Below are 19,387 nucleotides of genomic sequence, written 5' to 3'. Positions count from 1 at the left end.
GCCCTACTCAACTGTGCGGAGGTGGGACGACGAAATCGAATTCTAACGAATTACCGATTTCTGTCCCACTCTCTTCTCATTATTTATACACTTCTTGATAGAATTCGATCTTGTCTCCTTTTTTAACGGTGGTTTCAGCAGCACCTTTTGGAGCCATTTCGCCATTGATCTTGTACATCCAGTAAAGACCTTTGGCTTCATCTTGGCTATGACCATCAATCGAGGTGATCATGCCATTTTTTTCTTCAATCTTGTAGTTGGCTTTGAGCACTTTCATAAGATTGCTATCTTCTGCTACTTTCAAGGTTTTTGATTGCGCTTCTTGACCTTCTGGCGTCACACTTACTGTAATCGAAATTTCATTTTTCTTGGCAGCTTCTGTGCTAGAAGCAGTTGTTTGATTGTTTGTGCTATGAGACGGAGTGCAACTCACTAAAAGAAGAGCTGCAAGCAAGGTCGTCAAGCTAGAAATGATTTTTTTCAACATAAAATCTCCTAAAGATATGATAGATAATGGGATAAAAAGCGATCGTTGATAAAGCATGGGCCAGGTTAAAACTAAAACCATTGACCAAAGCATAGGTCCACCAAGGAATATGGTAAATCAAGGCATAAACACTATCGATCAAGACCCCATAAGCAAAGGACAGTAGCCCCACAAAAAGGATCTGAAGGATAAAGGGCAACCACTTGTAACTGATATGCCAAAGGAGCATCAAGCAGCCAAAGGCGACAATCTGAAAGAACACAATCAGGCTCATCCCCAGGAAAAAGGCGGAGACAAACATGGTGATCATCATCACAAGAAAAGCAAAGCTATACCCTTCAAATATCACCAAGAGAAAAAAGATGGCAGAGATAGGTTGGACATTTGGAAAAGGTGCAAAAGCCTGACGTAGGGCGACACAAAGGGCCGCCAAAAGCGAAATACGGGTCAATCGCTGAAGCGTCATGACGTCCTCCTATACAATCTCGAACTTGATCGTTCCGGCTGTCGTTCCAACCTTGATCGTTTGCCCTTCTTGGGCTTGCCCTTTCAGCAATAGCTCTGCTAGTTGATCTTCCACTTCGGTCTGCAAGACACGACGCAGTGGGCGAGCTCCCATTTCTGGATCGTAGCCTTTGGTTGCTAGCAACTTGAGCGCTGAAGGCTGGAATTTGAGGGTCATGCCTTGTTCTGCCAAGGTCGCGATGAGCGGTTTGACCATGACTTTCACCACCTGCTGCATGTCCTCGCTTGAGAGACTATGGAAGACCACCTTTTCATCAATCCGGTTGATAAACTCTGGACGATAGGTCTTCTTCAACTCTTCAAACATGCGTTTTTCCATATTGGCTTGGTCAAAGCGGATATCTTTAGCACCAAAGCCAACTGTCTTATCATCCCGAAGGGCTGTTGCTCCCAGGTTTGAGGTCATGATGATAATGGTATTGGAGAAGTCGATCTTCCGGCCTTTGCTATCGGTTAAGACTCCGTCATCCAAGACTTGCAAAAGGACATTGAAAATATCTGGATGGGCTTTTTCCACCTCATCAAATAAGAGAACTGAATATGGTTTGTTGCGGACTTTCTCTGTCAACTCGCCTCCTTCTTCGTAGCCCACATAGCCTGGAGGGGCTCCGTTGAGGCGGCTGGCTGCGAATTTTTCCATGTACTCACTCATATCAAAACGGATGAGGGCCGATTCATCATCAAACAGAACTTCCGCCAAAGCTTTGGCTAGCTCTGTTTTTCCGACACCGGTAGGTCCTAGGAACATGAAAGAACCGATCGGACGCTTGTTGCTACGGATACCTGATTGATTGCGTCGAATAGCCCGACTGATACTCGAAACGGCTTGGTCTTGACCAATCACGCGCTTGTGCAATTCTGTTTCTAAGTTGAGGTACTTCTTGGCATCGGTTTGAGTCAGTTTTTGAGTTGGAATACCAGATAATTGGCTCAAAGTCACCAAGACATCTTGGTCAGTGACTTCTTTTTTGTAGACAACGGGAGCAGCCTCTACTTCTAGGAGTTGGGCTGCTTTCTTCCACTTTCCATCCATCAAGGCCCGATCCAAGGCGGTCAACTCTTCTTTTACGTGACCGTTGGAATCGCGGTTTTGTACGGTAGCTGCCGCTTCATCCAAGAGATCAATGGCTGAATCTGGCAATTGACGGCTGGTCAAATAGCGGTGGGCATATTTGACAGCTGTTTCGATCGCTTCATCGGTAATGGTCACATGATGGTGGTCCTGGTAGGTTTCTTTCAAGCCTTGGAGAATTTGGATGCTATCTGCAACACTTGGCTCTTCAATGGTGACTTTCGCAAAACGCCGAGAAAGGGCTGCATCTTTTTCGATATGCTTTTGGTACTCATCTTGAGTCGTTGCTCCAACTGTACGCAAGGTTCCCCGTGCCAGGGCTGGTTTTAGAATATTGGCTGCGTCTAAGGTCGAATCAATACCGGATCCTGACCCCATAATAGTATGCAGTTCATCGATAAAGAGAATCACGTGACCGTCTTCTTCGATGTCCTGGATGATATTGTTCATCCGCTCTTCGAAGTCCCCACGGAAGCGCGTCCCTGCAACGACATTCATGAGATCCAATTCTAAGACACGCATTTGCGCGATTTCAGCTGGAACATTGCCACTAGCGACCCGCTGGGCCAGACCTAATGCAAGAGCGGTTTTTCCGACCCCTGCTTCTCCCACCAATACAGGATTGTTCTTCGTCTTGCGGCTGAGGATTTGGATCATGCGTGAAATCTCTGCATCCCGGCCGATCACAGGCTCAAGCTGGCCTGCACGCGCCATTTCTGTCAAATCACGGGTATAATCTTCAAGACCTCCACTGGTGCTCGGGGGCATGCCCATCATATTTCCCATGGTTTGGCGGTTAGGGTTTTGGGCCCGATAGAGACTCCGAATGGCTTTGATATCATTCTTGTCCCAGCCTGCCTTGTCTTCTAAATTCTTGCGAAGGGAGGCAATAGGAACTCCCTTGTCTTGCTCTGTAAAGGCAAAGCCGGCAAACTCCATAACTTGGCTCGCCAAGGTCCCACGGTCTGCTAGAAGAGAGAGGAGCACATGCTCTGTTCCCAAGGTCTTGGCATGAAGGACCTGGGCAATCTCTCTTGCGTGTTTCATAATCACTTCCATCCGATAAGAAAATGGGAAGATTTCATACCGATTGTCGCTTTGAAAAGCTTGGCCTGTAATATGCTCCGCTGCATCCTGAAACTCATCGATCTGCATAGGATAATCGTTCAGTACAGAACCTGCTACGCTATAGGGATTATTGGCCATAGCCGTCAGGAGATGCCAAGTATCTAAGGTATGCCCCTGATAGTGGCCTGCTAGTATTTGGGCCGCTTCTATACTTTCTAACAGTGCTGTTGAATAGTTCATCTAGTCGGTATTTCCTTTTCTATCTACTTGTTGAATGATTTTTTTCAGCATACTTGCTCGTAGGATGAGGGCATCTCGACCTAGGACCTCATCGGAAGTCATCGCAAGCAACAGCTGAGCCTCACGTTGTGTCAATAATTTTTCTTCATAGAGCATCTGGAGGATATCATTGAAGACCTGCTGGCTGATGGTCTCTCCAATATTGGCTGCCAAGTCTTGGAGCATCTGATGGTGATCTGAAAACTGGACCTTGCCAATGCGGATATAGCCCCCGCCACCGCGCTTGCTCTCTACAATATAGCCTCTGCTCTCGGTAAAACGAGTCTTAATGACATAGTTAATCTGACTGGGTACGACCTGAAAGACATCGGCTAACTCACTTCTTTTGAGCTCTGCCATGCCAGCTTGAGCCAGCAAGGCCTTGATATAAGCTTCAATGCTATCAGATGTGTTCTTATTTGCCATGATGCTCCTTTCTGACTTGTTTTTTTCTAGATGGATGCTCTGCTCTTTGGCCCATAAAAAATGGCCTTCGAGTGTTCCTTCTCATCATTGACCTTATTTGACTATTATACAATTTTTACGGCTGTAAATAAAGCAAAGACTCTATGGAAACAGGAATCTCTTAAGAATACAAAGCAAAAGAGGCTAGCGAGAACTAACCTCTTATGCAAAGAATGAACTACTCTTTGCGACGAGCGAATTTGGCGCCTCCGCCCAAGAAACCTAGACCAAGAAGGCCTAACCAAGCAAAGAAACCACCTTCTTTTGTACCGGTTTGAGGTAGTTTTCCTTCCGATGGTAGAGAAGGACTTTCAACAACTTCTTTTTCCGAATGGTCTGAAGTCAAAACAGAAACTGCTTCTGGGGTTTTCGGTTGGAAGAAAACTGGTCTTTCTTTTTCTCTTTTGTCTTCTGCTTGAGAAAGAGTCGCAACTTCTGGTTGCTCCTTACTTGGAGTTACAGGTGTTGTTGGAGTCGGCATATCAGCTATCAACGGACTTGCTTCCGCTTCCTTCGTCCCGACTTCCGTAATCTGGTCCTGGGCATCCACTTCGACAAAGACATCGACTTCTGTCCGAATTTCTTTGCCTTCTTCTTGTCGAACCTCGATCAATTTCAAGCGGCGTCCCACCTTCCCTGCTTGAAGGATTCGGCTTTCGCCTTTGGCCAAGTCCTTGTTCTCACGTGTTTGACTCTCAAATGGAATCTCCTCCGCTTCGATGAGAAGTTCTGGTTTTTCAAGAATCAAATCCCGAACACCTTCTTCTGGTCGTGTCTGCGTCAGGGGTTCATAATTGTGAGTATCTTCTAAGATGGTTTCAAGGGCTTCCACTTGATTAGCTGCAGCAACCAAATCTGGGCGCTCTTGATCCAACAACTGAGTCAAGTCCGTCAATTGTCCTTGAACCGTCGGTTTGAGGTCTGCTTTCAAGCGATCCAGAGAAGTAGCCTTGATCTTTTCTACTCCTTCTCTGATGATCTGTTGCAGCTCTTCTTGACTGAGCAACTGACTATCTTTCCCTGAGAGGATAAATCGGTCTACCTGGATGGCTCGAGATGACTGAGGATCATTGAGGGCTGGATCTAAGTGCAAGCGTAGCTGGTGGTAGCCTTTTGCTAGACCTTGTAGATTGACCAAACTCTGGTCGAGCTTGCGTTGGTCTCCATAGCCACTGAAATAATGATCGCCGTCGATCTCATAATCATGGCCACGACCTTCTTCGAAGGCCATTTCTTTTCCATCTAGGGTGACGCTGTAGAGACCATGACTTGGATCGACCACTCCTCGGACCTCCACGCCGGTGCCCTTAAAGGTAATGGTCACTTCAATGTGTTTCTTGCCTTCCTCATCGGTCACTTGGTTAAAGCTCGACCAAGATTCTGTGCCATTTGAAAAGTCTTTGTTGTCCGTCTCATGGTGCCAACCCTCACTGTAATGCAGTTTCGGATCTTGGTCATCCACTTCTTTGCGATTTTCTGGCAACTGGTCTTCATTCATCACTTGGACTGTCAGTTCTGGAATAAAGCCGACCAAGCTTCCTTGATCCGGATGGAGCAATTTGACCTTAAAGTCATAGACGTCGGTTGCTTTTCCCGCAAAATCAAGGGTTGGAACTTGGACTGTTTTTTCTGTCTCGCCATCTGCGAACTCAAGGGTGACGTTGGTATCTTTATAGACCTTGCCATGAACCCCTGTTCCTGGTTCTGTGATTAATTTCAGACTGGCACTTCCTTTAGAGCCACCTTTTCTCTTGACGACGATTTGCGCTGGGTCGCCTTTCTTAACAGCTAGGGTTGGCTGAGCAAATTCAAAGAGCCCCTTTTCTTGGTTATTGAGAGCATAAATCCCTTCCGTTGCGATCGCATCTCCCTTGCTATTGACTAAGGTCAAGGTATGAGATCCTGCTGCCAAGTCCGGTGTTTCATAGACCTTTTGGCTGCGTTTGCGGCTTGGACTTTGGGTATTGACCGTCGCTAGCTTTTGGCCATCGACATAGACATCCATTTCCCCATGACCAGGGTCGACGGTTGCGACGACATAGGCCTTGGTGCCTTCAAATTGATAGGTCACCGAAGCTCCCTTTTCCTTAGTCCACATAGAGGTGCCTCGAACACCTTCTCCCTCTTCATTCCATTGGCCATTGGCCCGCTCAGCTGTCCGGTCAGAATGATAAGTCAAACCAAGCGGATAGCCATCGGTTTCTTCAATGCTGGCTGGTGTCTTATAGACAGAGACACCGTTCAAGATTGGAGTGGCTTGGGTATCAGTGATGGACACCCGGATATAGCGACTATCAACTGGTTGCCCTTTGATCAAACGGCGATACCCTACGGTTGAGCCAGCCCCATAAGGAACCCATTGCCCATTCACTGCCACATCAATGGTGAAACCAGAAATCCGTTGGCCTTTCTCGATGGTTTCTTTGAGCTCTACCACATCAAAGTGTTGCTCTTTTCCAAGATCAAGGACAAAAGAGCCGGTTTTGGCATCATCTGCAGGTGCCCAACTGGTCTTTTCATCGCCATCTGTCAAATGGCTGGCCTTGTAGAGAGGATTGCGCCGTGTCGAGTCAGCTTCTACCAAAGCTCCTGCCGCATAGTTCACACTGTAGAGTTGGTCCAAGGTCTGGCGGAATTCTTTCAAACGGGCCACATCGGCCTCCGCAAATTTTCCGTCTTGATTGGGTGGAATATTAAGCAGAAGCGGAGTGCCACGGCCGACCGATTTGAAGTAAATGTCCATCAATTCGCGCAAGGACTTAGGCTCTTGATTGTCATGGTAGAACCAGCCGGAGCGAATAGAAACATCGGCTTCTCCCACTGAGTATTGCTTCCCTTCCGGATCCCCGTGATTGAGGTAGCTGTTGGATGGATTGTTGCGGATCTTATCTGGATTGACCTTTTGCCAAACCGGATCTCCAGCAATCCCCTTTTCATTTCCAATCCAACGAACATTGGTCGGCTCAGCTGAGAAGATGGCAATATCCCCTTGGGCCTTGCGAATGGCTTCAAACCACTTGTCAAAGGTATAGGTGACTTTTTGAGCCCCATCGCCACGCGCTCCATCCATCCAGACTTCTACGAACTTACCCTTGTTCCCATATTTTGGATCTTCAAGGATTTCCTTAAGCTGGTTGAGATAGTATTCATTGTATTGGTCCTCTGTATCCACATGGTAGAGCGGGCTGTGGGCATCCCAAGGAGAGAGATAGACTCCCATGTCCATATCATACTTGCTGGCAGAAGCAGAAACCTCGGCTAGGACATCACCTTTTCCCTCCTTCCAACCACTTTTGGCAATGGTATGGTCGGTGTATTTGGAAGGGTACAAGAGAAAGCCATCGTGGTGCTTGACGACCATGATCGTCCGTTTAAAGCCAGCATCTTTCAGGGTTTTGATCCACTGATCGGTATCCAGATGCTCTGGATAGAAATAATAAGGATCTTCTTGCCCATCTCCCCACTCACGATCGTAGTAGGTATTCATCCCAAAGTGGATGAAAGCTGCTAGTTCTTCGCGGTGGTATTGCATCTGAGCCTTGCTTGGAAGTGGTCCGTAATCCGCAATCTCAGTCTCCTCGTTTAGAGAAGTGGCTGGTTGGCTTGCTTCTGTCCCTTGACTGACTGTGCGATTTTCTTTCTCACTAGTAGCTGCTGAGGGCTGTTCTGATTCTTCTTGGTGCTCGTTCACAGTTTTCTCCTCCTTTCCTTGATCTCCTGCATTGCTTGTTTCAACCCGTTCTTCACGCGGTTCATTATTCTCAGCTTGTTCCTCTGCGTAACTGGTAGTAGTTCCTAAAAAACAAGTCGCTACGACTACCGAGCAGACACCTACTGAGAGTTTACGAATGCCAAATCGATTTCTCTGATCAACTAATCTTTTTCCCATATTCTATTCCTTTATGTCACCAGGTAAAGAGGGTGGGGCCTCCCCATCCTCCTTCCTTTACCTGTGAACTTTTCACCGTTTTTTGCTAGTTTCTCTAGCTGTTTTACTTGGCCTTTTTGGCTCTTTTTTTCTGATCGTCCAGCACAGCACTGGCAAGGCCTGCCGCTAGGATTCCAGCAACGAGGCTTGCGACGCTTTCTTCCGTTCCTGTATTTGGTAATCTACCTTCGGAAACTGGAGCAGCTGAAACTGCTGGTGTTTGAGTTTCTTTCTCGACTTCCTTCCCTGCTGCATCTATCCCTTCCTGGCGCACCGCTTTGACCTCAAGAGATGCTTGAGGAGTTGCGATAGCTACTGGTCCTTCTGAGCCATGAGGGCGCTCTGGGTTCGGAAGCGGTTGTGGTTCTGGCTGCGGTTGCGGCTGTGGCTGTGGCTCTGGTTGTGGAGTGTCTGGAAGTACCTCTTTCGTGCCCACCTCTGTGATCTCTGCCACTGGATCTAGTTCTACAAAGGCATCTAGTTCCTTCCGGCTTTCCACACCATTTTCTTGAGAAACTTCCACCAAGCGCAATTTGCGGCCTTTTTGACCTTCTTGAACCACACGTTTCTCACCTTTTGGAAGATCCGCATTTGGACGTTCTAAGCGTTCAAAGTCCATCTCTTCTGGCTCAATCACCAACTCTGGTTTGGTATGAACCAGATTCTTAACCCCTTCTTCAGGAATGGCTGAGCCTGTAGGTGCTTTTGCGGAGAGAGAAAGTTGATATACTTTTTCGAGCTTGCCATCTTCTGACACAACCTTGACAAGAATCGGAGCATTGCCACTTTTAGCATCCACGACTGTAACGGCTGTCCCATTCTTGCCTTGTGCTGAAACGATTGGACGGTCTCCCTCATACTCTAGATGATAATCTGTCACATCTGGTTTAAAACCTTCTAGGTCTTTGCCATTCACTTGGATCGTAACATCAGTTGTTGCCTGGGCCTCTTCTGTTGGAGCATAGGCGCTCAATTCAACGATTCCAATTCCTTTTAGATTTTCATCACGGACCATTCTTAAACGGATGGCTTTGGTTCTGGTTTCGTTGAAGCTGAGGTTAGAGATATAGCCCGGTTCAAAGGCATAATCCAAGCTATACGGGATTTCTTCCCAGTTAGAGGCCTGGTTAAATGGATGATCTGGAAGATTCTTCAGATTGCCATAATCATCCGGAACATCAAAGTCTGGACCAATGTAGCGTTCAAGAACCGTTTTCGTTGGCAGACCTGTTTCCTGATCTGCAAAGAAGTCGACCGCTACTTTATTGACCAATCGCTCTGTTACCTGGCCATTTTTCTTGAAGATGAGACCAGCAAAGGCTTCTGTTTGATCCGGCTCTCTCTTCCAGTTGGTCCAACGGTAGTACTCGTTGTAGCCACCATCATTGATGTAATCGATATAGTCGATTTGATTTGGATCGAGATCGTTGGTTTCACTAGCAAATGCTCTGGTATCCTCTGCATTGTAGTCACGGTTCACAGAGAGGATTTCTCCTGTCTTTTCTGACACCCGGACGGTCAGCTGAGCTGTCAGATCATAACCGAGGACCTTTCCTTCTAACGTGAAGCTGCCTTCATGAGAAAGTGCATCAGCTGGGATAGCCTGCCAGTCCACCGTCAGTTCCTTGCGTTCATAACCTGTGTCCCCTTTGAAGTAGACACCTACTGTAGATGGTAGAACCAGATCTTGACCGACTTTCACAAAACGTCTGCCTGCTTCTACTGCTACTGGGGTAGCTTGTTTCAGTTTTTCTGCATCACTTGTGAGATGGAGGCGGTATTCTTGTAAGATAGTACCATCTTCCGCTTTATGGACGACACGGATTGGCTCACCTTCATGGACGCTTGGCACAACCGTTGCAAGACCGTGATGGCTAGCTGTCGCTTCCACTTGTGGATAAGCCCGATCACGCGCATCGATGTAGTAATCGGTCACACTTGGATTAACTCCTGGTAAAACCTCACCGTTGACACGAATGGTCACCTGGCTCTTTTCTTCTGCCGCAACCTTATTGGCAAATACCTGAATCTCTGAAATAGAGCTACCACGTTTGCCTTCTGGTGTCTTCATGCGGATCCGAACGGCATAGGTGTCGACTTTATCAAAACTGAAATGATTCATCTTGCCAGCTGCTACCGGTTCTTCAACGGTTAGGTTGCTGACTTCTTTCCAGTTGGCTGGATTGTTAAATGGATGGTCTGTTTCGTCTTTAACACGATTTGGATTGCTTGGAACAGTTGGGATTTGTTCCCCTGTATAGTACTCAATCACATATTCACTTGGAGCGCCAACGCCGTGGTCTTCGTGGAAACCAACATGGAGGTTGTCCACTGCTCGCTTGGTCAAGATACCAGAATCCCCAAACAAGATACCAACAGAATCTTCCGCATTGTCACGGCCCCAGTTGGTCCAACGGTTAGCTGGAGCATCGGTAAAGGAGATGACCTTATCATTGACCTTAGCAACTGGATCCGCATCGTTAGAGTCACTTGCAAAAGCGAGTGGCAAGACTGATCCTGTCCATTGCTCTGCTACATTGGCCCCCTTGACTGTGTTTGCGGAAACACGAATATGAAGACGTGTTGGAAGATCCGTTCCTTCTACACGACCGGCTAGGACAACTTCTCCTTCTTTGGCCAAGAGTTGCGGATCGATCGCATCCCAGGCCACCTTAGCTGTATAGGTCTTACCATTAGAGTGATAGGTCCGCACGCTTTCTGGAAGAGCTGGTTTTTCGCCGACTGGAGTGGTGGTACTGACTTCTTCTACAGCGATAATGCCTTCAACCGTCACTTGAGCTTGTGCTTCTTTTTCCACACCTTCTACATGACCGGTGACTGTAAAGCTATGATAATACTTGACTTGATCTGCTGTCACGGCATCCCAGGTCACACGTTTTTCTTTCGGGAATCCCTTGTCATACTCGACCAAGACTGTCTCTGGAAGAGCTGGCAAAACGTTTCGATCGGTGCTGATCCGTACAGGACGCACCTTGACAACTGTCTTTTCTTCTGGATTTGGCGTGATGGTAAAGCTGACTTCCCCTGTTTGTCCTTGGAAGTTAGCTTCTAAATGAACCAATCCTGCTTCTCGCAATTCCAAACCTTTATTGGTTGCGACGGCTTTTCCTTGGCTACCAGCTCTTGTTTTTACATCGATTTGATCTGCTTTGAGACTTGCCTGGCTACCATCTTGGTAATGGGCAATGACTTCAAGTGGTACCGTTTGGTCTTCCTTGAGTTCTTGCCCTTCTGGCAGACGCAATTCTAGGCGCTCGATCTGTGGACTTTCTTCTTGGAATTGGACCACATAGGTCTGTACAGCTCCTGTATCCTTAGCAGTTACAAAGATTTGAGCCTTCAAACCATTTTCGCGATTAGCTTGTAGGACCGTCACTTGAGCATTTTCTGCACTTGCTGTGACTTGACCTGGCTCTTGACCATAAGCGAGGGAACGGAAAATGGTATGGTTGCCACTACCAAATTTTGGAAGAGCTACTCCATCTAGCTGAACCGTTGGTTTCTTAGCCTTGGCTACATCTCCTCCTGCAACCACTAGTGTCGCTTGGACCGTTTCCCCATTGCCTAGGAGTCCTGTCGCTTTCAAGCGTGCTCCTGGTGTGGACAACTGATCTTCTTGACCAGCTTCCAAGGTCCATTGATCGACCTCATAGTGGGCAGTGGTCCCATCGGTGAAGACTAATTGCACAGCCTTATCCACCGTCGCTAGATCTGCTCCCTGTGGGATTTGTTTGATGACTGGAAGGACTTGTTCCACGCCGATCACATCGACCAGAGCTTCGACCGTGCGTCCTTGAACATGACCTGTCACACGGACTTGGCCAGCACGGCTATAGTCTGCCGCATCCCATTCAACGGCTTCTTCTTGGGCCTTGCCATCACTATAGACCACATTGACCTTACTTGGCAAGGTTGGTTTTTCTCCTAGATAAGCACTTTGTCGAACAGGTTCCACGCCTAATACAGTGCGTTCTGCTTGGTCCTTCTTACCTGTAAAGAGGCTGACTTGGTCTGATTGCAAGCGATCTGAGTCTGCATACAGAGTAAAGGCTCCCGCCTGCTCAGTTGATTTGACAATCACAACCCCTTTGCCATTGAAGGCTTTGCGTTGCCATGAGCCATCTTCCTGCGCTTTGTAGCGTTCACGGCTGGCTTGTTCCCCATTATCGACACCGACAATTTGGCCTTGTCCATGCAAATGGAAATGCACCAAATTATTGGCAGTTGGCACGACACGACCTTCTTCATCGACGATTTCGTAGGTAATATAGGTCAAATCCTTACCGTCCGCTGCAATCGCGTGTTCTTCTTTCAACAAACGAACACTCGCAGGCTTGCCGGCTGTTTCGACTTGATCTTTCGCGATCACTTCTCCTGCTTCGTTGCGCGCAATAGCTTCCACTTTGCCGGGTACATAAGGGACCAACCACTCTAGATAGAGTTCATCCGGATTTGCCCCTTCTTGGTAAGTCCGGCCATCAGCTGTGGTCTTCTTGGTAAAGGTCTTGACTCCTTGTGATTCCCCATTGACAATCAGTTCCACACTGTGGGCATTGGAGAAGGTTCGAACAGGGATCCGTCCTTCTTCATCCATGACACGATTGGCTAATTCTGGATTGTCCCAGTTCCAATGTGGTAAGAGATGCACCATTGGATGTTTCTCAGCCGATACCCATTGACTTTGGTAAAGGTAAAAATCATTCTTTGGAAGGCCGGCCGTATCGACAATACCGAAATAAGAACTTTTCACAGGTGTATCATTTTGGTTGTGCCATGGGGTTGGCTCACCGATATAGTCCGTACCAGTCCAGATAAATTGTCCTGCATAGCCGGCATGATCACGGTCAAAGGTCCAAGAGGCGGTCGCTGTCCGACCCCAACCAACCCGGTCATTGCCGTAGTCTGATTGTTCATAATGGCGGTCTTCTTGGTTGCTGCCGACCCATTCTCTTTCAGGGTGGTAGTAAGAGCCCCGTGTCCGCGTTGCAGAAGAGGTTTCAGAACCATAAATGAGCCAGTTTGGATGTTTGGCCCGTAAGCTTTCATAGTTAGCTTCTGAATAGTTAAATCCAACCGCATCAAGCTCTGCTGCTACCTTTTCATGGCCTCCTGATCCATCACCAAAGCGGAATTTATCAGCTCCCATGGTGACATAGCGGGTTGCATCCACGTCCTTGATGGTCTTGACCAACCGACGAACGGTTGCGACAGATTTGTCTGAACCATCTGCTTCACCGACTTCATTACCGATCGACCACATGACAATGGCTGGATTGTTCTTGCCCCGCTCTACCATGGTCCGTAGATCGTAATCGGACCAAGTATCCCCCTTACGAGCTTCTGGGTGAGTGGCATCCTTTTCAAAGAAACGACCGTAATCGTATTGTTTCTTGCCACCATACCAGGTATCAAAAGCTTCTTCTTGGACCATCAAGCCCAACTCAGCAGCAATTTTTAAGGTTTGTTCACTGGCTGGGTTGTGGGTCGTCCGGATGGCATTGACTCCCATGTCCTTCATCTGTTTGAGACGACGGTATTCAGCCTTGTAATTTTCCTCAGCTCCAAGAGCCCCGTGGTCATGGTGAAGGGATACCCCGTGGAATTTCGTCGCCACCCCATTGAGGAAGAAGCCACCTTCTGGCGTCCAGTTGAGATAGCGATAACCAAAGCGTTCCTTTTGCACATCGACCAACTGCGAATCCCGATAAACCCGCGTATACAAGGTATAGAGAGCTGGATGATCCGTTTTCACATCCCAGAGGGTTGGTTTTTCAACATGGAGGGTTTGAGATAGATTGATCTCTTGACCTGCTAGAACAGCTTGTGCTTCACTGCGCGTTTTTTCGCTCACCACTTGGCCATTTTGATCGACAATTTCATATTCCGCATAAATACTATGAGCTTGATCATCTTGGTTGACAATGCGGCTCTTCACCACTGTATCTACTGCCCCATTTTTCTGTTTTTCCAACTGAGGGGTCGTAATCGTTGTCCCATACTGCGCTAAATGAACCTTGTCCGTTACACTCAGCTTAACATCTCGGTAAATCCCACTACCAGAATACCAACGGCTACTTGGTTGTTGATTGACCACATGAACGGCGATGGTATTCTCGCTTCCATCCGCATTCAAATAAGGAGTAATATCATAAGAAAAGGCATTGTAGCCATTTGGATAATGACCAACGAATTGTCCGTTTACATAGACTTTGGAATCCATATAAACCCCGCCAAATTCCAAGCGGACCTTCTTATCTAGATCTTTGTCGTCCAAACGGAAGGTCTTACGATACCAAGCATCCCCTCCGTTTAATTGACCCCCCTCATTTTGAGCAGGAGAGTTGTGATCGAAATCAAAGAAAATAGACCAGTCATGAGGAAGATCTAATTTTTTCCAATCCTTGACATCCACTTGACGCCCTTCTGCACCAGGAGCTGCATTTAATTTAAAATACCAATCTTTATTAAAATCACGTTCTCGATCTTGCACAATATCCTCCGCTACACGATTTTGATCTGGAGCAGCAGTTTCTTCCGTTCCTGTAGCACGCTCAGATGAAGTAGAAACAGGCTGGCCCTCTCCTTGAGGGGCTGGCTTTTCCTCAGCTCTGGTAGGGGTGATGACAGCTGGAGCTTCTGAAACTCTTGCACCAGCTTCAGGAACTTCCGTTTCTGAGTTTTCCGTTACAACACTTGGTGTCTCCATCGAAGTCGGTTCACTTTCGAGGGCTGGCTTTTCTTCCGCATGGACCCTTGAAAGACCCAAGGCAGAAATCCCAATCACAACAGAACAAGCTCCAACTGAGAGCTTACGAATACTAAAAACAGGACGCTTTTCAAAAAAAGACTTTCCCATAAAAACCTCCTCTTAGGATTAACTATTCAATTTGTAAGCGCTTTCTTATACCTGCGAACGCTTACAGAAAATCACATATTAACTATACCAAAAAAATAGAAGCGATAGGCCTCGATTTCGCTCCAACTATAGTTAGATTAAGAATTCCTTTAATTAGTGGAAATCTCCTACAAACCAAAAAAATAGAAGCCAACGGCTTCTATTTTTTTATGATCTTATAATCCTGGTTCTTGACCAAGTTCAGCAGCCACCATCCAAATGTTCTTTTCAAGTTCTGCTTTCGCCCCAACAAAGATATCGTTGGTTACATCGTCGCCTTCAGCGTCAGTAACATCCAAAGCTTTTTGGTAAAGGCCATCAAGGTAATGGAAGATTTCAAGAACACGTGCCAAGCTTTCTTCTACATTTTTTGTAAATGCTCCACGGCGTTCTTCAATATTGCTGTGTTCCAAAAATTCAGTCATGCTAGAATAAGGAGCCCCACCAAGAGTGATCAAGCGTTCGCTCACTTCATCCAAGGTTGCATCCAAGCTGTCCATGTATTCGTCCATTTTTGGATGCCAAACCATAAAGCCACGTCCACGCATATACCAGTGTACTTGGTGGAGGGCAATGTGAGCTACGTAGAGATCTGCTACGACTTGGTTCAAGAGCGCTTTTGTCTCTGGAAGACTTTCTTTATTAGAAGGTGCAAAAGTTGCTACATCAGTAGCTGCTTCATGTTTCATCATTGTCATGTTGTTCTCCTTTTTATAATGATTCTAATTAATTATGTCTTTATTATAATCCTTCTAATTAAGAAAGTCAAGATAAAAGATTCAAAAAAAGATAAATTTAAAAAAAGTTGGAATAGTTGTCAATTGATAGAAGATACGATAGAATGAAGAAGACTAATCGAAAGGCTTTTCTAATGAAATACATTCTTACATTTTTGATCTCTATGGTTCCTCTCGTGGAACTTCGTGGCGCTGTTCCCTTCGCTATTTCAAGAGGAATTCCCCTCTGGCAGGCCCTCACCATTGGGGTTATTGGCAATATGCTTCCGATTCCTATAATCTTCTTCTTTGCCCGTCATATTCTCGCTTGGGGCGCAGATAAACCAGTCATCGGCTCCTTCTTCACCTGGTGTTTGAACAAGGGCCATAAGGGCGGACAGAAACTGGAAAAAGTTGCAGGTGACAAGGGAATCTTCTGGGCCTTATTGCTCTTTGTGGGAATTCCTCTTCCGGGAACTGGTGCCTGGACTGGAGCCCTTGCAGCTTCCATCCTTGACTGGGACTTCAAACGCAGTAGCCTCGCAGTCATGCTCGGAGTGATACTAGCCGGCCTCATCATGGGAACCCTGTCCCTGCTTCTAGGAATTGATACCTTCGCACATTAAGCAAAAGACTGAAGCATCTGCTTCAGTTTTTACTTACAAAAAAGAGGTTTCCTTCGAAACCTCTTATTTTTTTATTCTTAGTTGTTAAGAGCTGCTGCCATTGTAGCTGCAACTTCTGCTTCAAAGTCATTTGAAGCTTTTTCAATACCTTCACCAACTTCAAAACGAACGAATTCGATAACTGAAGCATTTACTGATTCAAGGTAAGCTTCAACTGTCTTGCTGTCATCCATGATGTAAACTTGTGCAAGGAGAGTGTAGGCTTGGTCAACTTTTGTGTTGTCCAAGAAGAAGCGATCCATTTTACCTGGGATGATTTTATCCCAGATTTTTTCTGGTTTACCTTCAGCTGCCAATTCAGCTTTGATATCTTCTTCAGCTTGAGCAACCACTTCGTCAGTCAATTGAGCTTTAGAACCGAATTTCAAGTGTGGAAGAGCTGGTTTGCCAACCATTGCACGGCTTTCGTTATCTTGGTCGATGACGTGGTTCAATTGTGCCAATTCATCTTTCACGAATTGCTCATCCAATTCTTTGTATGAAAGAACAGTTGGTTTCATTGCAGCGATGTGCATTGAAATTTGTTTAGCAAGTGCTTCGTCTCCACCTTCGATCACAGAGATAACACCGATACGTCCACCGTTGTGTTGGTAAGCACCGAAGTGTTGTGCATCTGTTTTTTCAAGCAAGGCAAAACGACGGAATGAAATTTTTTCACCGATTGTAGCTGTTGCAGATACGTATGCAGCTTCAAGAGTTTCGCCTGAAGGCATTGTCAAAGCAAGAGCTTCTTCGTTGTTAGCTGGTTTACCTTCAGCGATCACTTTCGCTGTTGCGTTTACCAATTCAACGAATTGAGCGTTTTTCGCAACGAAGTCAGTTTCAGCGTTTACTTCAACTACTGCTGCAACGTTACCATTGACATAAACACCAGTCAAACCTTCAGCGGCAACACGGTCAGCTTTCTTAGCTGCTTTAGCCATACCTTTTTCGCGAAGCAATTCGATCGCTTTTTCGATATCACCTTCAACTTCAACCAATGCCTTTTTAGCGTCCATGACACCGGCACCAGATTTTTCACGCAATTCTTTTACAAGCTTAGCTGTAATTTCTGCCATTTTTGTTCTCCTATATTTTTTAATAAAATAAGAGGGTCGGGCTGAGCCCTGCCCTCTTAGGTTCGTTACTTATTGAATGAAATTAAGCGTTGTCGCCTTCTACAACTTCAACGATTTCTTCGATTGAATCAGCTTGACCTTCAGTAGCTGCCAATTCAGCTTCTACTGTAGCAACACTGTCTTCACCTTGACGTCCTTCGATAACAGCGTCAGCCAATTTCGCAGTGATCAATTTAACAGCGCGGATAGCGTCATCGTTCGCTGGGATGATAACATCGATATCATCTGGGTCAGTGTTTGTGTCGACCATCGCTACAACTGGGATACCCAATTTCTTAGCTTCTTTAACAGCGATTTGTTCTTTATGTGGATCCACAACGTACATTACGTCTGGGATACGAGGCATGTCTTCGATACCGCCCAAGAATTTTTCAAGACGAGCGCGTTGTTTGTTCAACAATGCAACTTCTTTCTTAGGAAGAACTTCAAAAGTTCCATCTTCTTCCATGCGTTTGATTTCTTTCAAACGAGCGATACGTTTTTGGATTGTTCCCCAGTTAGTAAGAGTTCCACCCAACCAACGGTGGTTGATGAAGTATTGACCTGCACGAACAGCTTCTTCTGCAACAGCATCAGCAGCTTGTTTCTTAGTACCTACGAACAAGATCACTGCATCATTTGCAGCTGCATCACGCATGAAGTCGTATGCTTGGTCTGCGTATTTTACAGTTTGTTGCAAGTCGATCACGTGGATTCCGTTACGTTCTGTGAAGATGTACTTAGCCATCTTAGGGTTCCAGCGACGAGTTTGGTGACCGAAGTGTACACCAGCCTCAAGAAGTTGTTTCATTGAAATTACTGCCATGAGTAGTTTCTCCTTTTTTGTTTTTTTCTCCTCTCTCAGACGTCAACTTGCAGCACGACCACAAGGGCAACGGTGCCACAATGGATCCGAGATGAGTATTTGCTGTCTTAGACAACTCTATAAGTATAGCAGAAATCCCTAGAATTCGCAAGCTATTTGAGAGATTTTTTCAATCCCTACGATGAAATGGTTTTCTAAAGTTGTTTGACGTAAAAAGTTTTTCTTGACCTATCTTTATTTTTAGGTTACAATATTATATGTTATGGCGGTATAGCCAAGTGGTAAGGCACGGCTCTGCAAAAGCTTGATCGTCGGTTCAAATCCGTCTACCGCCTTGATAATAAAATTTTTTATCATCTTTTATCTTTTAAAAATTCCCCTAGCAATAGGGGTTTTTTTTGTTGCCATTTGCTCCTTTCCTTGATTATTGATATAATAAAACCTCGCCTGATTGGCGAAGCACATTAGAAAGGGTATTTATGAAAAACATTCGTTTCTTTGCGATCGGCCTTCTTTCACTAGTGACACTAGCCGCTTGCTCACCTGCCAATTCTGCGCAACCAGCAAAAACAGCTTCTAGCTCTAGAAAACCGATCAAACAATCTTCTACCAAAACATCATCTAGTAAATCGTCGAGCACTTCTTCAGACAGCAGTAGCTCAGATGATTTTTCAGGCCGCTTCAGCTTGGATCCAGATGATGGCGCATCTCTCCAATATGTGCCAGGAGCTGCATCCATTCCTGAGATCGAAAAGCTCAAGAACCTCCACCCTACCACCGGTTTTGTATTAAGAACCGAAGATGGACAAGAGGTTGGTGGGCCAAAAGAAAGAAGCAGTTACGATGACGTAGTTGCAGCCTTTGGTCAACCCGTAAGTAGCACAGACAGTGCGAATCCTGGTGATGGAGTCAATGTATGGGCAACAGACAATGGCGATATCATGGCTTTCTTCCGCAATAATGTGTTAACAGATATCACCTTCCGACTAAGAGGGGGCGATGCCAACCACCAGTCTACTGGCGGCATTTCCAAATCCGATACACCAAAAACGGCCCTCGAACGTCTCGGAAAACCTTATGCCATTATGCGTTCAGAAAATGGGACCAGCTATGTCTATAAAGATAGCAACGGAGATGAATCTAGCTTCTCTACACAAGGCAATAAGATCTTCAATGTTACGTCTACTGCAGAAACCAAGCAGTTAAAAAAGATCACTGGCCTGGATAAAAATCAATAACAAGCAATCAAAAGAGGCTGGGACAAAAGTCCTAGCCTCTCAATTATTTTTGGATTGTCGAGCAAGACGCAGTGGTTGAGTGGG

11 protein-coding genes and 1 tRNA gene are annotated in these 19,387 nt (G+C 46.2%); 3 read left to right on the top strand and 9 right to left on the bottom strand.

Annotated features, from left to right (window positions below; genetic code table 11):
• Window positions 1-79: 79 nt before the first annotated feature.
• The 7 genes from NFR56_RS09235 to NFR56_RS09205 all read right to left on the bottom strand — a co-directional run bounded on the left by NFR56_RS09235 (window position 80) and on the right by NFR56_RS09205 (window position 15,438).
• Entirely contained in the window at window positions 80-484 is a 405-nt protein-coding gene (locus NFR56_RS09235; protein WP_420910736.1) for a DUF4430 domain-containing protein, read from the bottom strand.
• Complete coding sequence (locus NFR56_RS09230; RefSeq protein ID WP_195423744.1) at window positions 465-953, bottom strand: ECF transporter S component; 489 nt, start codon at window positions 951-953, stop codon at window positions 465-467. The genes NFR56_RS09235 and NFR56_RS09230 overlap by 20 nt, the downstream gene beginning before the upstream one ends.
• Before the next feature lie 9 nt (window positions 954-962).
• The gene (locus NFR56_RS09225; RefSeq protein ID WP_251458707.1) at window positions 963-3,392 is read right to left on the bottom strand and encodes an ATP-dependent Clp protease ATP-binding subunit; all 2,430 of its coding nucleotides are present in this window, start codon (window positions 3,390-3,392) and stop codon (window positions 963-965) included.
• On the bottom strand, window positions 3,393-3,857 hold the full coding sequence (locus NFR56_RS09220; protein WP_251458704.1) for a CtsR family transcriptional regulator: 465 nt from the start codon (window positions 3,855-3,857) through the stop codon (window positions 3,393-3,395).
• Between the two features lie 217 nt (window positions 3,858-4,074).
• Window positions 4,075-7,785, bottom strand: a complete 3,711-nt coding sequence (locus tag NFR56_RS09215; RefSeq protein ID WP_251458702.1) for an alpha-L-fucosidase — start codon at window positions 7,783-7,785, stop codon at window positions 4,075-4,077.
• Window positions 7,786-7,888: 103 nt separating this feature from the next.
• On the bottom strand, window positions 7,889-14,701 hold the full coding sequence (locus NFR56_RS09210) for an Ig-like domain-containing protein (protein WP_251458700.1): 6,813 nt from the start codon (window positions 14,699-14,701) through the stop codon (window positions 7,889-7,891).
• A gap of 215 nt (window positions 14,702-14,916) precedes the next feature.
• On the bottom strand, window positions 14,917-15,438 hold the full coding sequence (locus NFR56_RS09205; RefSeq protein WP_251458698.1) for a Dps family protein: 522 nt from the start codon (window positions 15,436-15,438) through the stop codon (window positions 14,917-14,919).
• Between the two features lie 173 nt (window positions 15,439-15,611).
• Here NFR56_RS09205 and NFR56_RS09200 point away from each other — a divergent pair, with 173 nt between their 5' ends.
• Entirely contained in the window at window positions 15,612-16,082 is a 471-nt protein-coding gene (locus tag NFR56_RS09200; RefSeq protein WP_251458711.1) for a COG2426 family protein, read from the top strand.
• Between the two features lie 77 nt (window positions 16,083-16,159).
• On the opposite strand, the gene tsf is transcribed toward NFR56_RS09200, so the two are convergent.
• A complete protein-coding gene (gene tsf, locus NFR56_RS09195; protein WP_003001949.1) occupies window positions 16,160-17,200 on the bottom strand; it encodes a translation elongation factor Ts in 1,041 nt (346 codons plus the stop codon).
• An 82-nt stretch (window positions 17,201-17,282) separates the two neighbouring features.
• Window positions 17,283-18,065: a 30S ribosomal protein S2 gene (gene rpsB / locus NFR56_RS09190; protein WP_251458695.1), complete on the bottom strand. Its 783-nt coding sequence runs from the start codon at window positions 18,063-18,065 to the stop codon at window positions 17,283-17,285.
• Window positions 18,066-18,329: 264 nt separating this feature from the next.
• Here rpsB and NFR56_RS09185 point away from each other — a divergent pair.
• A tRNA-Cys gene (locus NFR56_RS09185) sits at window positions 18,330-18,400 on the top strand.
• Window positions 18,401-18,544: 144 nt separating this feature from the next.
• A complete protein-coding gene (locus NFR56_RS09180; RefSeq protein WP_251458692.1) occupies window positions 18,545-19,303 on the top strand; it encodes a hypothetical protein in 759 nt (252 codons plus the stop codon).
• The last annotated feature ends 84 nt before the right edge of the window (window positions 19,304-19,387 follow it).

This window comes from Streptococcus caecimuris (genome assembly GCF_943193075.1).
GTDB classification, from domain to species: Bacteria; Bacillota; Bacilli; order Lactobacillales; family Streptococcaceae; genus Streptococcus; species Streptococcus caecimuris.
This window is presented reverse-complemented; position numbering and strand designations above follow the sequence as displayed.

Excerpts from the sequence above, each read along its gene's own strand:
- NFR56_RS09230 (WP_195423744.1), bottom strand. The coding sequence starts at position 953 with ATGACGCTTCAGCGATTGACCCGTATTTCGCTTTTGGCGGCCCTTTGT.
- NFR56_RS09225 (WP_251458707.1), bottom strand. The coding sequence starts at position 3,392 with ATGAACTATTCAACAGCACTGTTAGAAAGTATAGAAGCGGCCCAAATA.
- NFR56_RS09220 (WP_251458704.1), bottom strand. The coding sequence starts at position 3,857 with ATGGCAAATAAGAACACATCTGATAGCATTGAAGCTTATATCAAGGCC.
- NFR56_RS09215 (WP_251458702.1), bottom strand. The coding sequence starts at position 7,785 with ATGGGAAAAAGATTAGTTGATCAGAGAAATCGATTTGGCATTCGTAAA.
- NFR56_RS09210 (WP_251458700.1), bottom strand. The coding sequence starts at position 14,701 with ATGGGAAAGTCTTTTTTTGAAAAGCGTCCTGTTTTTAGTATTCGTAAG.
- NFR56_RS09205 (WP_251458698.1), bottom strand. The coding sequence starts at position 15,438 with ATGACAATGATGAAACATGAAGCAGCTACTGATGTAGCAACTTTTGCA.
- NFR56_RS09200 (WP_251458711.1), top strand. The coding sequence starts at position 15,612 with ATGAAATACATTCTTACATTTTTGATCTCTATGGTTCCTCTCGTGGAA.
- tsf (WP_003001949.1), bottom strand. The coding sequence starts at position 17,200 with ATGGCAGAAATTACAGCTAAGCTTGTAAAAGAATTGCGTGAAAAATCT.
- rpsB (WP_251458695.1), bottom strand. The coding sequence starts at position 18,065 with ATGGCAGTAATTTCAATGAAACAACTTCTTGAGGCTGGTGTACACTTC.
- NFR56_RS09180 (WP_251458692.1), top strand. The coding sequence starts at position 18,545 with ATGAAAAACATTCGTTTCTTTGCGATCGGCCTTCTTTCACTAGTGACA.